Origin of the sequence: Clostridium sp. KLE 1755 (assembly GCF_000466465.2) — a bacterium.
Lineage (GTDB): Bacteria > Bacillota > Clostridia > Lachnospirales > Lachnospiraceae > Eisenbergiella > Eisenbergiella porci.
This window is the reverse complement of record NZ_KE992771.1, coordinates 12,666-33,268: the sequence shown is the minus strand read 5'-3', so window position 1 is coordinate 33,268 and position 20,603 is coordinate 12,666. Positions and strand designations below refer to the sequence as shown.

Sequence of the window (20,603 nt, the reverse complement as noted above, 5' to 3'; positions counted from 1 at the left end):
CCGCCCGTGGAGGAAACCGGTGTGCCGGCGGCGGGCTATGTTCTCCAGGGGAGCGGCGGTGCAGGTGTATTTTTTGCGGGTGCCGGTTATGCCGGGCATTCCGATGAGCCCAGGACTAAAACCGGCAGGGGCGTCTGCCGGTTTTATGGTCTCATCTCCATGGCATAAAAGGCACCCGCAAAAAACACACCTGCACCGCCGTTCCCCTGGAGAACATAGCCCACGCCGGCACACCGGTTTCCTCCACGGGCGGCTGGTGAGCAGGCAGGTGATGGAAGAATTCAGGAGGAAAAGAAAAAGGACTTAAAAGCGGTGGCTGGTGGGTTGGTTGACGTATTTGTTTTCGAACTTGGAGTAGACGATGGTCTGGCTGTGGTAGAGGCTGTAGTAGCCGGAGAGCATGTAGCTGGTGGCTACGGCTATGAGGAAGTAGTAGGCGTCGTCGAAGCCGAAGAGTTCGAAGGCTATGAGGATGGAGGTTACGGGGCAGTTGGTTACGCCGCAGAAAACGGCGATCATGCCAACGGCGGCGCCGAGGGAGGCGGGGAGCCCAAGGAGGGCGCCCAGGGTGCAGCCGAAGGTGGCGCCAATGAAGAGGGAGGGCACGATTTCCCCGCCTTTGTAGCCGGCGGATATGGTGATGACCGTAAAGAGCATTTTGAAGAAAAAGGCCCAGGGGATCGCTGTCCCGGAGAGGGCGTGCTCGATGACGGGCATGCCTGTGCCAAGGTAGTCCTGGCTGCCGCAAATGAGGGTGAGGAGTATCAGGAGCAGGCCGCCGGCGGCGATTCGGATATAAAGGTTTGAAAAGTATTTTTTAAACAGGGCCTCCCCCATCTGCAGCATCATACAGAAAAGGATGCTGAGAATCGCACAGCATATGGCCAGCAGCACCACCTTCAGCCCGGGGATCAGGGACAGCTCCAAATCATTCATTACATGGAAATTTTCGGTCTGTACGCCCAGGGAAAATGCAATTTTATGGGCAATGAGCGCCGCACAGATACAGGGCACCAGCGCCGCATAATACATAATCCCCACACTGGAAACCTCCATGGCAAAAAAAGCCGCTGCCATCGGCGTCCCGAAAAGCGCCGCAAAAGCCGCCGCCATGCCGCTCATCAAAATGATTTTTTTATCCTTTACATTAAAATGGAAGATATCCCCCAGCTTTTTGCCGATGCTTCCCCCAATCTGCAGCGCCGCCCCTTCGCGCCCCACGGAGCCGCCGCACAGGATCGTAATAATGGTGGAACTGAAAATCAGCAGCGCCATCCGGAACGGAATCGTGATCTCACTGTGAATGCTCTCAATCACCGAATCCGTCCCGCCGTTATTTTCAAAATGAAACGCCTTATACGTAAAAACAATAAGCAGCCCGCCCAGCGGCAGCGTCAGAAACATATAACGGTGCCCCATCCTGAAAGACGTAACCTGTATCAGGCACCAGGAAAAAAGCGAAGCAAACAGCCCCACGGCCACCCCCGTAACAACCCCAAACAATAGCCACCGAAAATACTGCCCCAGATTCCTGTATATCTTTTCCGCATAAGCCCTAAGCCAGTTCATAATGTCCTCCTCATTCTCCCTATCCATATCGCGCTGTCCAAAACAAACCATACATACCACATTTAACCAAAATCCCGCATTTACTCTTCCTATCCCCGCCCGCCACCCCCTGTCCTCCATACCAACTACAATTATACAACCTCCCGCGCATAACAACAAACCATTCAAACAGAATACAGCACAAAACCCCCATCCGTCAAATTTATCCCCATACAATCCCCAACCCTCCCCCTATCCGGAATACAAATTTCACCCTCCCCAATTAGCGCTTACAAATTATCCCTCTATTTAATCGTCCTTTTTACCTGAACGACTACCACTACGTAGCTCCAGGTGCTTCCGGCTGGTGTTCGGGGTCCGCTGTGTTCTCCGGGAGGCGGCGGGGCGGGTGGGTGTTTTGCAGGTGCCTTATATGCTATGGAGATGAGACCATAAAATCGGCAGCCCCACCTGCCGATTTTAGCCCTGGGCTCATCGCAATGCCCAGCATAACTGGCACCTGCAAAACACCCACCCGCCCCGCCGCCTCCCGGAGAACACAGCGGACCCCGAACACCAGCCGGAAGCACCGCATACCCCTCTGCGCACAAATGGGGGGATAAAGCACGAAAGCCCTTGACAATGCGGCTTTGCGGGCTATATAATACCGACATGAACACAGAAACAAAGGCCGTGATGAAGACAGTAGGCATGTTTGGAAAGTTGCAGCGAGCCGGCGCAGGTGGGAGGCCGGTACGAGTAAGACATGGTGAACATCACTTCGGAGCCGCAGGCTGAAAGAAAGCGCAGGATGCAGGAAGCATCCGGTTTTTCGAGTAGGCGACGCCGGATTTCCCCCGTTACGGGAAACCATATTTTCTTATAGGGACAGGTTTGGCAGCTGTTTTTATAAGCCGTATGATGTAACAGGTGGTACAACGAGCCTCAGACCTCGCCCTTTTACAAGAAAGGACGGGGATTTTTTTGTTTCAGACGCAGAATGGCGCAGGTGCCAGGAGATCTGAACTGCCATGCAAGACGGCGGACACGCGGCAGGACGCGAATTTATCAAACAGGAATGGCTGTATGCCGGAGAAAGAAAGGAAGAAGGAAATGTCACTTTACACTAAGGTAAACACAGACCTGAACTTCGTGGAACGTGAACACGAGGTGGAACAATTCTGGGAAGACAACAAAATTTTTGAAAAAAGCATGAAAATCAGGGAGGGCTGCCCGACCTATACCTTTTATGACGGCCCGCCCACCGCAAACGGCAAGCCCCACATCGGACATGTGGAAACCCGCGCAATCAAGGATATGATTCCCCGTTACCGCACCATGAAGGGCTATATGGTGCCCAGGAAGGCCGGGTGGGATACCCACGGGCTTCCGGTGGAGCTGGAGGTGGAGAAGCTTCTGGGCCTGGACGGAAAGGAGCAGATCGAGGAATACGGCATCGCGCCTTTCATTGAAAAATGTAAGGAAAGCGTATGGAAATACAAAGGCATGTGGGAGGATTTTTCCAAAAAGGTCGGCTTCTGGGCTGATATGGATGATCCCTATGTAACCTATCATGATGAATATATTGAATCCGAATGGTGGGCGCTGAAAAAAATCTGGGACAAGGGCCTTCTTTACAAGGGCTTTAAGATCGTTCCCTACTGCCCGCGCTGCGGCACCCCGCTGTCCTCTCATGAGGTGGCTCAGGGCTACAAGGATGTGAAGGAACGTTCCGCAATCGCACGTTTTAAGGTAAAGGATGAGGATGCCTATATCCTGGCATGGACCACCACACCCTGGACACTGCCTTCCAACGTGGCGCTGTGCGTGAACCCCGGGGAAACCTATGCCAAGGTAAAAGCTGCCGACGGCTATACCTATTATATGGCGCAGGCGCTTCTGGATACCGTGCTGGGCGATTTGAACAAGGAAAACCCGGAGGCGCCGGCCTATGAAGTGCTGGAAACTTATGTGGGCAAGGACCTGGAATACAAGGAATATGTGCCGCTGTTTGACTGTGCGGTGGAAACCTGTGAAAAACAGCATAAAAAAGCATTTTATGTAACCTGTGACAACTATGTTACCCTGACGGACGGTACCGGTGTGGTTCATATCGCGCCTGCCTTCGGTGAGGACGATGCCAATGTGGGCCGTAATTATGATCTGCCCTTTGTTCAGCTGGTGGATGCCAAAGGTGAAATGACAAAAGAGACTCCCTGGGCAGGTACCTTCTGCAAGGAAGCGGACCCGATCATCTTAAAGGAGCTGGCGGCGGCAGACCTGCTGTTTTCCGCGCCGAAGTTCGAACACAGCTACCCCTTCTGCTGGAGATGCGACACGCCGCTGATCTATTATGCGAGAGAGTCCTGGTTCATCAAGATGACCGCTGTCAAGGAGCACCTGATCGGCAACAACAATACCATCAACTGGATTCCGGAATCCATCGGAAAAGGACGTTTCGGCGACTGGCTGGAGAATATCCAGGACTGGGGACTTTCCAGAAACAGATACTGGGGAACCCCTTTAAATATCTGGCAGTGTGACTGTGGGGAAATGCTTTCCGTAGGAAGCAGGGAGGAGCTGGAGCGCTTAAGCGGCAATCCGGAAGCGAAGACCGTTGAGCTTCACCGCCCTTATATCGATGCCATCACCATCCCCTGCCCGAAGTGCGTCAAGCCCATGAAGCGTGTGCCCGAGGTAATTGACTGCTGGTTTGACTCAGGAGCCATGCCTTTTGCCCAGCATCACTATCCTTTTGAGAATAAGGAAACCTTTGAGCAGCAGTTCCCCGCGCAGTTTATTTCCGAAGCGGTGGATCAGACCCGCGGCTGGTTCTATTCCCTGCTGGCGGAATCCACGCTGCTGTTTGACCAGACCTCTTTTGAAAATGTAATTGTCCTGGGACTGGTGCAGGATGAAAACGGACAGAAAATGAGCAAGTCCAAAGGCAATGCGGTAGATCCCTTTGAAGCGCTGCAGGAATACGGCGCGGATGCGATCCGCTGGTATTTTTACTCAAGCAGCGCGCCCTGGCTGCCCAGCCGTTTCCATGGGAAAGCGGTTATCGAGGGACAGCGTAAGTTCATGGGGACGCTGTGGAATACCTACGCATTCTTTGTACTGTATGCCAATATTGATAATTTTGACGCTTCCAAATATACGCTGGAATTCGATAAGCTTTCCGTGCTGGACAAGTGGCTGCTTAGCCGCCTGAATACGCTGATCACGGAAGTGGATACCCGTCTGGATAACTATCAGATTCCCGAAGCGGCAAGAGCGCTGCAGGATTTTGTGGACGAATGCAGCAACTGGTATGTAAGAAGAAGCCGTGAACGTTTCTGGGCCAAGGGAATGGAGCAGGATAAGATCAATGCTTACATGACCCTCTACACAGCCCTGGTAACGGTGAGCAAGCTGGCAGCGCCCATGATTCCCTTCATGACGGAGGAGATCTATCAGAACCTGGTGAGAAGCCTGGACAAGAGCGCGCCGGAAAGCGTGCATCTGTGCGACTTCCCCACAGCCAATCCTTCTTATGTGGATAAGGAACTTGAGGAAGCCATGGAAGAGGTGCTGGACATCGTCGTGATGGGACGCGCCTGCAGAAATACGGCAAACATCAAGAACCGCCAGCCCATCGGAACCATGTTCGTGAAGGCCGGAACCGTCCTCAGTGATTTCTATAAGGAGATCGTGGAGGATGAGCTGAATGTGAAGAAGGTGGTATTTACGGAGGATGTAAGAGACTTTACCACCTATACCTTCAAACCGCAGCTGCGTACGGTAGGACCGAAATACGGAAAACAGCTGGGCGGCATCCAGAAGACCCTGGCATCCCTGGACGGCAATGCGGCCATGGATGAGCTGAATGCGGCAGGAGCGCTGAAATTCGACGTAAACGGCGTGGAAGTAAGCCTGACCAAGGATGACCTTCTTATCGAAATGACCCAGAAGGAAGGCTATGTATCCGAGGCGGATAATAATATGACAGTAGTTCTGGATACGAACCTGACGGAAGAACTCATCGAGGAAGGCTTTGTATATGAAATCATCAGCAAGATCCAGACCATGCGTAAGGAAGCGGATTTTGAAGTGATGGATCACATCAGAGTGTCCCTGTGCGGCAATGAAAAGGTGGCAGGAATCGCCGCCTCCAATCAGGAGTTCATTGCAGGCAAGGTTCTTGCGGATTCCATTACAGCAGGGGAAAACCTGGCTGAAAGCAAGGAATGGAACGTAAACGGTGAAAATGTGACCATTGGAATTGAAAAAGTACAGTAACTGTGCTGTGAACTGAACAGTTGCAAAGTACGGTAATTCGGGTTTTCAGGGGAGAAAGGCCGCCGCTTGGCTAAAGTGGCGGCTTTCTTTACCTTATTTTATCAGTTCTTTTTACAAAATTACTGTTTTCATTATTGGTAAATTGTTGTAAACTGTACGTATTGGGCGAACATGGGCAAAGGACAAAGCCCGGAAGTGCCGGAAAAGACCGTAATTAAAGAATATAAAGAGGATCGAGGAGGAAATACATGCTTAAGAAAACGGTATTACAGAAATTCGACAAAGAGCTTTTCAAGAACAGCGTTATATATAATGTGAAAACTCTTTACCGCAAGACCCTGGAGGAGGCTACGCAGCAGCAGATTTTTCAGGCGGTAGCCTATGCTATCAAGGATGTGATCGTAGACAACTGGATGAATACCCAGAAGGAATATGCGAAGCAGGATCCCAAGACCGTTTATTATCTGTCCATGGAATTCCTGATGGGCCGCGCGCTGGGAAATAACCTGATCAACCTGCAGGCCTATAATGATGTGGCCGAGGCCCTGGAGGATCTGGGTATCGATATTAATCTGGTGGAGGATCAGGAGCCTGATCCTGCGCTGGGCAACGGCGGCCTGGGCAGACTGGCTGCCTGCTTCCTGGATTCCCTGGCAACCATGGGGTATTCCGCTTATGGCTGCGGCATCCGTTACCGTTACGGCATGTTCAAGCAGGAGATCCGTGACGGATACCAGATAGAGGTTCCCGATAACTGGCTGGCAGATGGAAACCCGTTTGAGCTGCGCCGTCCCGAGTATGCCAAAGAGGTTAAGTTCGGCGGCTATGTCAATGTATACGTGGACGAAAACGGCCGTAATAACTTTAAACAGGAGGGATATCAGTCCGTAAAGGCGATTCCCTATGATATGCCGATTGTGGGCTATGGAAATGGGATCGTGAACACACTGCGCATCTGGGATGCGGAGCCGGTGGAGTGCTTCCAGCTGGAGTCCTTTGACAAGGGAGATTACCAGAAGGCTGTGGAGCAGGAGAATCTGGCCCGGAATATCGTAGAGGTCCTCTATCCCAATGACAACCATTATGCAGGCAAGGAACTTCGGCTGAAGCAGCAGTATTTCTTCATTTCCGCTTCCGTCCAGGAGGCCGTGGAAAAATACATGAGAAAGCATGACGATATCAGAAAATTCCATGAGAAGGTGACCTTCCAGCTCAATGACACCCATCCTACGGTGGCAATTGCCGAGCTGATGCGTATCCTGATGGATGATTATTATCTCACCTGGGATGAAGCATGGGCTGTGACCACCAAAACCTGTGCCTATACCAACCATACTATCATGGCGGAAGCCCTGGAAAAATGGCCCATTGAGCTGTTCTCAAGGCTGCTCCCCAGAATTTACCAGATCGTGGAGGAAATCAACCGCCGCTTCATAGCGCAGGTTTCCCAGCAGTATCCGGGAGATCAGAACAAGATTGCCAAAATGGCCATTATTTATGACGGACAGGTGAAAATGGCACACCTCGCTATCGTATCCGGCTACTCTGTCAACGGCGTGGCAAGGCTCCATACGGAAATCCTGGAAAAGCAGGAGCTGAGAGATTTCTATGAAATGATGCCTGAAAAGTTCAACAATAAGACGAACGGCATCACACAGAGAAGATTCCTGCTTCATGGGAATCCGCTGCTTGCACAGTGGGTAACGGATCATGTGGGCAATGACTGGATTACTGATCTGTCCAAAATCAGCGGCCTGAAAATTTATGCCGAGGATGAAAAAGCACAGCAGGAGTTCATGAATATCAAATATCAGAACAAGGTGCGCCTTGCCAGATATATCCTGGAGCATAACGGTGTGGAAGTGGATCCCCGTTCCATTTTCGATGTGCAGGTAAAGAGGCTCCACGAGTACAAGCGCCAGCTGCTGAATATCCTGCATATTATGTATCTTTATAACGAACTCAAGAACAATCCCCAGATGGAGTTCTATCCCAGGACTTTTATCTTCGGGGCCAAGGCGGCGGCGGGCTACCGCAACGCAAAACTTACCATTAAGCTGATCAACGCGGTAGCGGATGTGGTGAATAATGACCCTTCCATTGGCGGCAAGATCAAGGTGGTATTTATAGAAGACTATAAGGTTTCCAATGCAGAATGGATTTTTGCCGCAGCAGATGTGTCCGAACAGATTTCCACGGCAAGCAAGGAAGCATCCGGAACCGGAAATATGAAATTCATGCTCAACGGTGCGCTTACCCTTGGTACCATGGACGGCGCCAATGTGGAAATCGTGGAAGAGGTAGGAATGGAAAATGCCTTTATCTTCGGTTTAAGCTCCGACGAGGTTATCCGTTTTGAGAACTACGGCGGATATAACCCCATGGATATTTTCAACAACGATCCTGACATCCGCAGAGTGCTGATGCAGTTAATCAACGGAACCTTTGCCCCCTATGATACGGAGCTGTTCCGCCCGCTGTACAATTCCCTTCTGAACACACAGAGCACCTCCAAGGCGGATATGTATTTTATCCTGAAGGATTTCAAGCCTTATGCGGAAGCACAGCGCAGAGTGGAGGCAGCTTACAGGGATGAAGCAAACTGGGCAAAGAGCGCAATCCTGAACGTGGCCTGCTCCGGCAAATTCAGCTCTGACAGGACTATCCAGGAATATGTGGACGATATCTGGCATCTGGATAAGGTAGTGCTGCCTAAGAGAGTGGAGAAGCCGAAGGCAAAATAAGAAAAGCAGCCGGTTGGTTAAAGAAGAGATTAAAATATCGTTAATCTTCAAAAAATAAGACAGGATGCCGCCGCCTGACGTGAAGCTATGTAGGAATTTTGTGGCATCAGTGTGGAAAAAGTAAATAAGATTATGGAAGATTAGCAATACGGAACCGGATTACTTATTCTTCAAATTCGGGTCAACTAAAAAGTAAGCAACAGATTTCGTATATTTTAAATTGTTAAAAGAGAAGCATACGGACAGTTTATCAGTCCCGGGGAGTGTAATACTTTCTGAATCCCGGATGATTTGCTGCCATATGCTTCTTTTTTTATAGCGGAGTACTCTATGGGACGAAAAGTAACAGCAGGATGCATCAGCCCTTAACGGCACCGCCGGTAATCCCCTCCACCAGCTGGTTGGAGAACAGAAAATAGATAACAATAATGGGTACCAGCGTTATCATTACAGCGGCAAAGGAAACGTTCATATATTTGATAAATTCATTCAGATAGTTATAAATAGCCAGAGGGAGTGTCCGGACATTTTTTCCGCCCAGAAGAACCATGGGCATATAGAAATCATTCCACTCGCCTATGGCGGTGATTAATGCAACGGTGGATATTACCGGTTTGCAAAGGGGAAGGATTATCTGTGCAAAGATACGCAGTTCACTGGCTCCGTCAAGCCTTGCCGATTCATCCAGTGCTGTTGGGACTGTCCTGAAAAATTTTTGGAAGATATATACGGACAGTGATATACCGGATGCATATACAAGGATCATGCCGGGAAGCTTATTCAGCAAAGAAAGCTTTTTCAGGATAATGAACAGCGGCAGTACGCTTACCTGAATGGGAAACATCATGCCGAACAGGAAATAGGAGGTGAGGAACGGCTTTCCCTTAAACTCATATCTGGCAATGCCGAAGGCGGTCAGCGCGGCGAGGAGAACGCAGCCGGTAGTGCCGCAGCCAGTCAGGATGATGCTGTTGAAGAAGTACTTTCCAAATTTGTCCTTCGTAAATATTTCCACATAACTGTCCAGTGAAAAGGCCTGCGGCCATCCAAAGGTATCATTAAGTATATTCGTTTTTGTCTTAAAGGAATTTAAAAGTGTGGAGAGAAGAACGAATATGGTGATACTGGTAAAAATAAGCAATAATATCGAAAAGAACCAACGCACAAGCCGGGAGGTTGTGGAGATGATTTCTTTATTTTTTCCTTTCCGTGCCATATTGTCCTCCTTATGTATCATATTCAAATTTAGTTAATACCTTATTCTGTATGAAGGTAACAATCATGATAATAATAAACATGGTAACGCTGATGGAAGCGCCGAAGCCCAGGTTTACTTCTCCGCTGAGCACGCTCCCGAAGGTATACCTGTAAAATACCAGGTTCACGAAATCCAGCGAACTGTTTACCCCTCCGGTAGGACCGCCCAGCATAAAGGGAATATCGAAGACACCCAGTGCCCAGATGGAACTCATGACAATGATGGAGGAGCAGGCGGGAAGGGAAAGCGGGATCAGGATTCTTGTAAGCCGCTGCCCCTCAGAGCAGCCGTCAATTCTGCTCGCCTCGATAATGTCCTGGGGAATATCCATCATATTGGCATAAAAAATCATCATTCCCGAAGCGGCGCCCTGCCAGATAACAAGCGCTATCATGATTTTAAAGGATAGCTTAGGATCCCCTACCCATGCGCTTATGAATTGATGGAGTCCCAGTTTTTCAAAAAAAGTATTCAGGAAACCGATAGTCGGGTTAAACATCATTGTGGCAAAAAAGCTTACGATGGTGGAACTAATGACGTAGGGCATAAAAATCATGAATTTATAGTATTTGAAAAACGGTATTTTAAGATAGAACAGATAAGCGACGAGGAACTGGAAGGGCGTGATAATAAACCATACGCAGAGCAGATATTTCAAGTTGTTTTTAAGGGCATTCCAGAACACGGGGGCGATTCTTGTATTGGTAAAAAGAGTTTTGAAATTCTCGATGCCGATAAAATTCATTTCACCTAATCCCGACCATTCAAATACCGAAAGATATATGACATAAATAATGGGAAGGATGATAAAAACTGTATATGCGATAAAGCCCGGGGCAATAAAAAAGAGATAGGGCTTCTTTTTTCTACTTCTTTCCTTCATAAGCAAATCTCCAGTCTGATTAAAAAAGCCTGATACGGACCTGTATCCATACAGGTCCGTATACCGCTTTGGTTATTGCATTTCTTTAGCTAAATCCTCCATTAACTGATCCACTGTAATATCTCCCACGAAAAGTTTGGGGAAGTATTCTTCCGTGATGGCATTTCCCGTACCTCCTTCTATGGAATATTTGGAAATGAGGGACTGCCAGCTGGTATAAACATTATCACAGTCAGATATTTCATTGGCAATCGGGTTGGCGGATTGGATTTCAGGACTTCCGGATACGGCTCTTTGCACCTGTACCCATGTTGTCTGCGCCTCCAGAGATGCGCAGTACTGGGCAAATGCTTTGGCAGCTTCCGGGCTTTTAGTATCTTTATAGATGGAAAATCCGTTGGCGCAGGTACCAACCATACCAGTAGTGCCGTCTTCTGCGGGAATCTGGAATGCACCATAATTCAGGTCGGGGTTATTGGATTCAATACTGGACATTTCCCAGGAACCGCCGATAAACATGGCGGCTTTTCCCATTGTAAAGGTCAGAATGGCGGCGGAACCATCGGTAACGCCCTTATAGTTCTCACCATAGTAGCCTTTGTCCGCCCATTCAATCAGTTTGTTGAGGGCATCCTTGGCCGGCTGATCCGTGAGCTTTACGGAGTAATCGGACAGACCCTTTGTATAGGCAGGGTCCATAGCGGATAACACAGGTTCAAAGATGAAAAGTACGCTGCCGAAGCTGGTAGGGGAGAAGGAGATGGGGATAATGCCGGCTCCCTTTTGTTTTTCCAAAAGCGCTTCAAATTCACTGAATTTAGTTGGGATTTCCCAGCCGTTTTCTGCAAAGAGGTCTTTATTGTAGAAACATGCGCGTGTGTCCATGGTAAGCCAGGGAACTGAATAAACCGTGTCATTGATTGTAGCGAGCTTCATGCTGTCTTCCGTCAATGCACTGAAATCCAGATTGCTGATATCCATCAGCACGTCATTTTTCACATAATCCTGCATATTCGTGGTAGCTGTTCCGTTTGTCCAGAACAGATCCGGCGCTTCACCGGACTGGATTGCGGTGGTGAGAAGGCTGTAATAGGTATCTCCGTCTTTAATTTCATATTCAACTTCCACATTGGGATATTTTTTCTGGAAGCCTTCAATAACGGCAGCTAACGAATTTTCAAAGGTGGTTCCATGTTCCCAGATGGTCAGGGAGCCTGTGATATCTTCCTCAGTGGAGGCATCGTCAGAGGCTGCGGATGTTTGCTCAGCGGCGGCCTTGGTAGTTTCTGCTTCCGGGGCGGCTGTTTCAGCGGTATTTTCCGTGGATGGTGCAGGTGCGGTGGATGATGAATTACCGCAGGCCGTAAGGCCGCCTGCCAGAAGAGCCGTGCATGTCAATAGTGCCAGAACTTTTTTCCCTTTCATAATGAATCCTCCTTATATTTGCTGCAACCTCGAGATTATGTACCCATTATATATTTTTTAAAATGCAAGGCAATTAACTTTCCTATGATTGGAGTTCACAATATTATCCAATTCCGTACGGCACAGGCGGTAAAGTTACCAATTTTCTTTTTTATTCACGATTTTATCGGAAAGTCCGCCGTTACGCCTGTTTGATTGTAAATAAAAAATGGGTATGCTAGAATGAAAAATATTTGGAAGCTGTCTGGTTCAATCACGATTACAATATTTATAATGATTCAGCGGGGATGTGCAGCCGGCAATAAAACAGAAAGTGGGAGGAAAGAATATGCGGAAAATGAATAGTATCAAAGCAAAGCCGTTATCGATCAGCCTAAAGCTCCATGTAGTGCTGTATTATATTTTCCTTATTATAGCTCCCTTTTTACTGCTGGTTGCTCTGTCCGTCAATATTATGTACAAGTATACCTGCAGAATCTATGGAAAATATCTGGTTACCAATCTGGCATCCACACAGGAACAGCTGAATACGGCTTATAACAGGTATCGTGATACTTCTATGACGCTTTATTTGAATAAAACAGTTGCCATTCTGGAAAAGAAAGATCTGTCCGCGGGGGAATGGGACAGGATAAGAGTGGAAATGAGCAATATGTGCGCATCTAATGCGGATATGGCGTCCATGCAGATCGATTCCCATGACACAATGGTGCACGCAGGAACTTCCAATGCGAAAATTGTTGAATATGTTAACGGGAAAAAGGAAGAGATTATTGCGGAGGGGGGACGGATGATATGGCTTCCTGAAAGCTTTTACTCTCCGTATCCGTTCGGAACCTATAAGTATGTAATTGCCAGGTCTTTGAATACTGCGGAAAAGAAGAATCTGGGAATTATGTATATGACCGTGGATAAGGAAATTTTTGATAATGCCTTTGCTACCATCAATATGGAAGGGGCGACAACCTATATTATACATCCCTCCGGTACGGTGTTGTATTGTTCGGATATAAAGCGGCTGAATGAACCGTTTGATATACCGGATGTAAAGGATAAGACGGGATTTTTTACGGAAAAGGTAGGGGGTGAAAACTGTCTTGTGGCATATGCAAAGTCATATAAGACGAATTGGCTTCAGCTTGCTATTGTACCGGTAAATTCTCTTTTTTCGGATTTTAAACCGGTTGGGCTCAGTGTTTTGTTTATTGTCAGTGTTTATGTCGTCCTTATCTTTGTCATGATTATTTTGATGAACCGGCATATTGTCCGGCCGATCCTATCGCTGACGCATGCAATGGATACTTTTGCAGAAGGAAATCTGCAGGTGAGCGCTGAGGAAACCTGCAGAACTAAGGAGATTAAAACGCTCTTCATACATTTTAATACTATGACGAGGAAGGTACATGAACTGATTCTGGACAATCGGCGGGTGGAGCGGGAAAAAAATAATTTTGAGATGCAGGTACTGATTTCGCAGATGAACCCGCATTTTATATATAATTCCCTGAATACGGTAAAATGGCTTGCCGTGATCAATAAGCAGCCGGTGATTCAGAAGGTTACGGATTCACTGATCTATATTTTGATGCAGATTACCAATAAAGGAAGCAGCCTTCACCGGCTTACGGACGAAATCAGGCTGCTGGAGAACTATACTGTAATCCAGAAAACGAGATTTATGAATTTTGATATTGCATATTCTATATCGGAGGATACGCAGGAGCTTCTGATACGGAAGTTCCTACTGCAGTCGATTGTGGAGAATGCGATAATACATGGCTTCAGCAGAGGAAAGCTGAGTGATGGAAGGATAGAGCTGAAATCATACAAGGAAGAGGAACGGCTTCATGTCATCATACGTGATAACGGCAAAGGATTTGATGTGCAGGAATGGGAAAGCAGAGAAGAGCCGGCGGACAAACAGCATACGAATGTGGGAATTAAGAATATACAACAGATAATAAAGCTGGAATACGGGACTTCCTATGGTCTGTTTATGGAAAGCGAGCCGGGGAAGGGAACCTGTGCGCATTTTATTCTGCCGGTTTTGGAAGACGGGGAGATGGAATGATAAGAATAATTATTATTGATGACGAGATATTGGCCAGGATAGGAATCCAGACCTTTTTGGAAAACAAACAGAATATAGCGGTGCAGGGAACTTTTTCTTCGTCTCTTGATGCGCTTGTTTATCTGCGCGAACAGGGGCCGGTGGATATTGTTATTACAGATATAGAAATGCCGGACATGGACGGACTTATCTTAATTAAAGCAGTAAGGGAGGAAAACCTCAGTACAGGGATTATTATTGTAAGCTGCCATGATAATTTTTCTTATGCCAGGGAGGCTCTGGAACTGGGAGCCGACAGTTATATATTGAAGCAGGAGGTGACAGAAGAGAAGCTGTACAGCATAATTGAAAAGATTAATGCCGAAAAGATCATTCCCAGGCTGGCGGAAAAGTCAGGGGAGGTAAAAACAAAATGGGCCAATGAAAAAGGTACACAATGTTTCAGCTATGCGGTCGGAGTATTGAGTATACATAGTGCGGAAAGTATGGAGGCTTCCCTGCTGTCGGGAAATGTGGATCGGACCATGCTGATTCATTTACTGGAAAATATTGTGGAAAAAGAAGGAATGGGAACGTTTTTTTCCCCTTATAATAAAGAAATGTTCATTTTGTTTCAATTCCCCAAACAGATGGAGGAAGCAGAAAAAATGGAACTGCTTCGGAAAAACTGCAGTGATCTGCGGCAGAATGTGAGGCTGTTTATCAATGAAAGACTTATGATAGGCTGTAGCCGTTTCTTTGAGGAACTGAAGGAAATCAGAGCTTATTACCAGGAGGGGCTGGAACTGCTGAGTCTGGATTTCTATGAACGGGAAAGCTGTTTTTTTATGGCTGACAGGCAGCAGACGGAACGAAAAATCTCCCTTGCGTTGAATGTGGACAGCTTCCTGGAGCCGGGATGGCTGGAGGAATTTAGCAGGGAGCTGAACTTATTTTTCGATTTCTATGGCAGCAGGCGGACGGATGTGGAGAGCGTGAAAAGCGATCTGTTTCACCAGATGAACCAGTTTATTTATGCGTTGGCGCAGAAATACAGTCTGGCCGGCCAGATGATATTAGAATTTGCCGTCAGAATGGAAGGTATAATGAATGCAGCCGGGAGAAGCTTACTGGAACACAGGCTGAAGGCGGATATGGCCGAGCTTTCAGAGGAACTTTTAAAAAGGCTGGCTGATGACACAATGGAAACGGTTTTGCAGTATATTGAGGCTCATATCTGTGAACAGGTTCCATTGACGGAAGCGGCAGCACAGAGCTTTATGAGTGTTCCGCATTTCTGCAAGAAGTTTAAGGAATATACGGGAGAGACCTATGTGAAATATATTAATAACAGACGGGTGGAGAAAATCAAGGAATATCTGGATTGTGGGAGCTGTTCTTTAAATGAAATTGCGGCAGAAATGAATTTTCAGAATATGAATTATATGATCCGGCTGTTTAAAAATGTTACAGGCATGACAATTCGGGAATATAAGAGAACGGTTATCCGCAATAATAAAAAGCCTTCGAAATAGAGGAAAAAGCCGACGGATTTATCCGGCAGCTTTTTCCTGATGATGCGCCCGGCGGCGTACGTTTACTGCTATCAGTTTTCCGGTATACTCCAGGCATAGGGAACCAGGGTAACGTCATTAAGTATGCCATAAGCGTCAGGTACTCTGATTTCTTTCTGCCAGCGGCTGAAGGAGAGCGGATGACAGTTAGAATATGCAAGGAGGGCATTCAGAAGTGTGGAAGCGACGGTAATGCACAGGGTATTCACCCCGCTGTGCAAATAGCTTCCGATATCGATCAGTGAGGAAGACTGGTTTACAGTAATTTCCTGCTGATTGACAACAATGCTGAAGCTGTCACAGACATCTCCGAGGTTCAGGAGATAGCCGATGCCATCCTCCCAGCCATTATCCAGGGAAAAGGAAATACGGTAAGTACCAATTCCTGATGTGAACTCCTGGCCGGGAAGCTCTTTCCAGGGAACCAAATGTTCCAGGGAAAAGAAGGTCTGTATGCTTTTTATACTTTCATTGGGAACCGGACTTTCCGACCACTTTTCCAGGGTAAGTTCCCAGCCTTTTAAAGGGATGGAGGCAGGAATCGCAGTAAAGCCGGCGGATACCACCTTTTTATCGGAAAAAGGAACATCAATCTGGGCGCCTGTCAGTGATTTCAGAAGTATCTGCTGTCCGTCGGTATATTCAGCCCAAAGTTCAGGCAACACCGTATGGAGTCCGGGGAAAGCTGTGTCAAGATATCCGGGTTCTCGTATCAAAGCGATGATACAGCTGTCGTTTTTATCCAGACGGAGACGGAGGGTTACCGTTGTGTCCGTAGATTCGTAGGCGGCAATGGGGGTAATCCGTCCGTCCCATGCATTCAGCAGGAATGGCACGCCGCTGCCGTGAAGCGTCACATCTGTTTTAACAGCAGCCATTTCCCGGGCCAGAGGATAAGTGTCAGCATCCCCGTAATTATAAAAATAATAAAAATCGGCCTGTTGTGTCTGCCTGTGGACATTCAGCATTTTGGAGGGACTGTGGTACCTGGCATTGGGAAGAATCCCGAGTTCCAGGAGGACGGAGGGAACATTCCGGACGGAATCCACCTGCTTTACCAGAGGAAGCCGAAGCATTTCTTCTATGATGGGATAAATGTCCTTTTCCAGATGAAAGGCGGACTGACCGGGCAGCGTTCCGATAAACAGTACTGGCAGTCCGGCTTTTGTAAATTCCAGCAGCTTCAGCGCAGTAGAATAGGGCAGAAACTGCTGCGCATTCAGCAGAAGTGCCTGATAAGCGGGACCGTCGGGAGCCAGGCGCCCATCGGACACGCAAAGGCCGGAAAGCTCCAGTGAGGAGGGACTGACGAAATCATAGGTATAGCCCAGCTGCTCCAAAAGCCCGTCGTCATCATACAGCTTGACAGCGTGGTTGAAATCAATGATTTCCTCATAGCTATGTCTGTAAACTGCGAGATCCATTTTGCTGCTTCCCTGTCTTAGGACAAGTTGGTTTCTGGCCAGAAAGTCTGTATATAACCTGGCATGCAGCCAGTTTGGCTGACAGCTGCTCCAGTTATTGGAAAATTCGCTATAACCCATGGTAGTATAGCCGGGCCAGTGGGTTCCCGGAAGAAAACCATTCTCGTTTCCCTCTCCCTCATAAAAACCTTCGTAGGAGTAACCATGGAAAACAGCCTGATTGACACCGCATGAAAATGCCCGCCCCATATGCCATAGCTGGTTGCCCCAGGTCTGCTGGTAATTGCCGGAATTTATGCCGCCGTTACCGCGTCCGTTCATTTCTGCAGACGCCTCTATGGAATAAATCTGTTTTCCTGACAGATGCATGCTGCCTGACTGTAACCGGTAAAAATCCAGGATATCTCCGCCGTACAGAGTTTCGGTTTCCGGAATGGTTACATACATGGCCGTCTGGGCCAATTCCAGGCTTTTTCCGTAGGAGGTCTGATAACGCATGTTGATTTCATGGCGTTCACAGAATTCGGTCAGGGGTTTGAGGTGGTTTTCAATATATAGTCTTGTGACAAATTCATGATAATCATTAAGAATCTGTTTATTATATTCATCAAACCTGAAATCCGGTTCAGGAAAAGAGACAAAGCAGCCAGGACTGTCTTCGTCATATAGGGCCGGAAGGTAGGGAGCAAGGTCGTAACCATTGTCTGCAAGGAAGGAATCAAGAAAGCCTCGGGTCCAGTCCAGATGGGTCTGGAATTCCAGGGAATCAATGAACATGGAAACAGTATGCCTGAAATTATCACCAAAACATGGAATCAGTTCTTTTTCCCAGTAGTCGGTTAAAAGCTTTGTGGCCTTGCGGCTGTAATGATCCAGCTGCAGGTTCTGGCAGGTTTTGTTTCCTGAGGGATGTTCCCACCAGGCGAAAATTACATATTCTCCATCCTCCTCAGGAGTAAAGGAGAGACTCCAGGAAAGAGGATCCGATTTGTCAGCCAGAACTTCCCTGTTAAGGAGAAAGGCACGGGCGGAAGAATGGACAAGGGTATGGGAAGGCTTATCTGCATATTTTGCACAGGTGACAGCAGCCAGACGAGGGATGCAGCCTACGGAGGCGGCATCTGCTACGGCTTGCTCTGATACAGGAACGGATCCTGAAAAAGGAGCAGCTTTGGTAATGCCGTCAATCCAGGCACAGTCGGTTTCCATCTGGGCACCATGTTCCGGATTGGATGCATCCGTAACGGAAGGCAGCGCCAGGGGCCAGAAGGGTGTCATGGAAAAATCAATGGTAAAATTATATTTTCCAGCGGTTTCCAGGATGTGTTCGGCAAAAGCCTTCCATCGGGGCGTACCCCACTCTATGGTTAAATCACCAGGGATGTCAAAGCGAGGCATGGGGACCACCTCCGCACCGCCAAAGCCGGCTTCTGCCATAGAGCGGATATCATTTTCTATACCGCCCATGCTTAGATAGGCGGAGGGCAGCCACCAGCGTATTCTGGGGCGGGTGTTTCCTGCAGGACTGCGGAATTCTTCCGCAAAGCCGGCAGAGGTATTATAATGAGACAGCCTGGGGCATATTGGTTCGGTAGTATATGCTTTCATTGGATTCCTCCTTTTATGTAAATAAAATATTGGCTACAAGTCCATTATAGGTGCAAAGCAGGGATTTCCGTATTTAGGGAAATGACAAAATATACCGCTATTTATGTAATAAAGTGACAGGAGAGGTTTATGGGAAAGAAAAAAGATACTGAGATTATTAATGAATGGATCCTGCTTGAAAAGACGGAAAAAAACAGGAACCATGAAAACAGAGACGGTTATATGACAAACCTTTCCCGGAACAGATATGGGGAAATGGAGGATGTTTTTGGAGGGACAAAAAGGCATCGGACCATACGTGCCGTCCAGGCCTTTGATAAAGAGGAGCAGGTAAAGGTGACGATGGAAACGGTTCATGCCACAGACAGGGAAAACGGTATCCGGTATTTTCTTACAGCATTCCATAATCATGATTTTTTTGAGATGATCTATGTGTACCGGGGACAGTGCACCACAACGATTGAGGGAAAGGCAGGAACTCTTTATGAAGGAGATATCTGCATTTATAATCTGGAGGCGGTGCATCAGCTTGGAGTTGAAGATGAAAATTCGGTGGTTTTTAATATTATTATGAAGAAGGAATGGTTTTACAATACATTGATACCATTGATGGATAATACAAATCCGATATCGGGTTTTTTTATAAAGGCACTATATCATATCGCTTCTCCGGCAGGACATCTTGTGTTCTCCCTGACGGAAGGAGGGGAGTCCGCCTTTTTCCTGAATAAGCTGATTGCGGAATTCTGTGAGAAAAAGGAAATGTATCAGAATATGATCTATACCAGTCTGTCGGGTCTTTTTATATCACTGGCGCGTCAATACGAGAGCAGGATAGCGGATCGCAGCATTGGGGAGGATAAGGTGGATATGATACGGATTATCACTTATATTTCAATGAATTACAGGGATATTACGCTGAAAACTCTGGCGGAATACTTTAACTATACCGAAAGGACAATGATGCGCCTTATCAGAAAATATACTTACCGGACCTTTACGGATATTGTAACGGAATTCCGGATGAACAGGGCTTGCCTGCTATTGAAGGAAAACAGGCTGTCTGTTGAAGAAATTACTGCAGAGCTGGGGTATGGAGACAGAAGCTATTTTGACAGGGTATTTGGGCGGTATTATCATATGACACCGGCCAGATACAGAAAAGAATACAGCAAATGATATTGTAAGTATTCCGAAGGTTAGAATATTTGTTCAAAATATTTATTATATTAATTGACAACTAAACATTAATAAAGTATCATTTTTATATTCTTATTTATTAGTGCATTCGCACATTCTGGCAGTTTCTGCCGAAAAATCACATTTAAAACGGCAGGAAATGCAGAAGCTGTTTTTACAGGGGCCGCTGCCTGTATCCCTGCCTGTATAAGGAGGAACAAATGAAAAGACGGACATGGATTGCCGAAACGCTGGACGATGCCGGGGCTAAGGCCCAATATGACGGTCATGTAAAGCGGATTCTGGGCAGCAGGCAGGTTCTGGCGCGTATCCTGAAGGGAGCTGTGGCGGAATATAAGGATTATTCACCGCAGGAAATAGAAGCGTGGATCGAACCGGGAATTGAAATTGCCAATACCTTGCTGCGACCGGGAGAAAAGGAGAATAAAATGCTCCTTATCACGGGGGATAATACGGAAAGCAAGGTTCCGGGAGAAGGAACCGTGACCTATGATATCAGATTCCGGGCATACGTCCCCAAACGGAGAAGGGCGGAGACGGTAAAGCTTCTGGTTAATATAGAAGCCCAGAAAAAGTTCTATCAGAAATACCGGATTGTGACCAGAGGG

The 20,603-nt window shown here is 47.5% G+C and carries 10 protein-coding genes and 1 pseudogene; 6 read left to right on the top strand and 5 right to left on the bottom strand.

Features of this window, described 5'->3' with window-relative positions; translation table 11 throughout:
- Positions 1 to 303: 303 nt before the first annotated feature.
- A complete protein-coding gene (locus HMPREF1548_RS24810) occupies positions 304 to 1,569 on the bottom strand; it encodes a chloride channel protein (RefSeq protein ID WP_181970067.1) in 1,266 nt (421 codons plus the stop codon).
- Between the two features lie 1,092 nt (positions 1,570 to 2,661).
- Between HMPREF1548_RS24810 and ileS the strand changes: the two genes are divergently transcribed.
- A complete protein-coding gene (gene ileS / locus HMPREF1548_RS24805; RefSeq protein WP_035323844.1) occupies positions 2,662 to 5,829 on the top strand; it encodes an isoleucine--tRNA ligase in 3,168 nt (1,055 codons plus the stop codon).
- 248 nt (positions 5,830 to 6,077) lie between these two features.
- Positions 6,078 to 8,573, top strand: a complete 2,496-nt coding sequence (locus HMPREF1548_RS24800; RefSeq protein WP_021639497.1) for a glycogen/starch/alpha-glucan phosphorylase — start codon at positions 6,078 to 6,080, stop codon at positions 8,571 to 8,573.
- Between the two features lie 358 nt (positions 8,574 to 8,931).
- Here the strand turns inward: HMPREF1548_RS24800 and HMPREF1548_RS24795 are convergent, their stop codons facing one another.
- The 3 genes from HMPREF1548_RS24795 to HMPREF1548_RS24785 all read right to left on the bottom strand — a co-directional run bounded on the left by HMPREF1548_RS24795 (position 8,932) and on the right by HMPREF1548_RS24785 (position 12,139).
- Positions 8,932 to 9,789 (bottom strand): carbohydrate ABC transporter permease, encoded by an 858-nt coding sequence (locus tag HMPREF1548_RS24795; protein WP_035323842.1) that lies wholly within the window; start codon positions 9,787 to 9,789, stop codon positions 8,932 to 8,934.
- A 10-nt stretch (positions 9,790 to 9,799) separates the two neighbouring features.
- A complete protein-coding gene (locus HMPREF1548_RS24790) occupies positions 9,800 to 10,714 on the bottom strand; it encodes a carbohydrate ABC transporter permease (RefSeq protein WP_021639494.1) in 915 nt (304 codons plus the stop codon).
- A gap of 72 nt (positions 10,715 to 10,786) precedes the next feature.
- Positions 10,787 to 12,139 (bottom strand): ABC transporter substrate-binding protein, encoded by a 1,353-nt coding sequence (locus HMPREF1548_RS24785; RefSeq protein WP_021639493.1) that lies wholly within the window; start codon positions 12,137 to 12,139, stop codon positions 10,787 to 10,789.
- A gap of 328 nt (positions 12,140 to 12,467) precedes the next feature.
- On the opposite strand from HMPREF1548_RS24785, the gene HMPREF1548_RS24780 reads away from it, so the two are divergent.
- Together HMPREF1548_RS24780 and HMPREF1548_RS24775 are read left to right on the top strand one after the other, a co-directional pair.
- Complete coding sequence (locus HMPREF1548_RS24780) at positions 12,468 to 14,210, top strand: sensor histidine kinase (RefSeq protein WP_035323840.1); 1,743 nt, start codon at positions 12,468 to 12,470, stop codon at positions 14,208 to 14,210.
- Positions 14,207 to 15,724: a response regulator transcription factor gene (locus HMPREF1548_RS24775; protein WP_021639491.1), complete on the top strand. Its 1,518-nt coding sequence runs from the start codon at positions 14,207 to 14,209 to the stop codon at positions 15,722 to 15,724. The genes HMPREF1548_RS24780 and HMPREF1548_RS24775 overlap by 4 nt, the downstream gene beginning before the upstream one ends.
- Before the next feature lie 71 nt (positions 15,725 to 15,795).
- On the opposite strand, the gene HMPREF1548_RS24770 is transcribed toward HMPREF1548_RS24775, so the two are convergent.
- A complete protein-coding gene (locus HMPREF1548_RS24770) occupies positions 15,796 to 18,795 on the bottom strand; it encodes a glycosyl hydrolase (protein WP_035323837.1) in 3,000 nt (999 codons plus the stop codon).
- Positions 18,796 to 18,924: 129 nt separating this feature from the next.
- On the opposite strand from HMPREF1548_RS24770, the gene HMPREF1548_RS24765 reads away from it, so the two are divergent.
- A complete protein-coding gene (locus tag HMPREF1548_RS24765; RefSeq protein WP_021639489.1) occupies positions 18,925 to 19,974 on the top strand; it encodes an AraC family transcriptional regulator in 1,050 nt (349 codons plus the stop codon).
- A 221-nt stretch (positions 19,975 to 20,195) separates the two neighbouring features.
- Positions 20,196 to 20,603: pseudogene (locus tag HMPREF1548_RS24760) on the top strand (hypothetical protein); the annotation flags it as partial.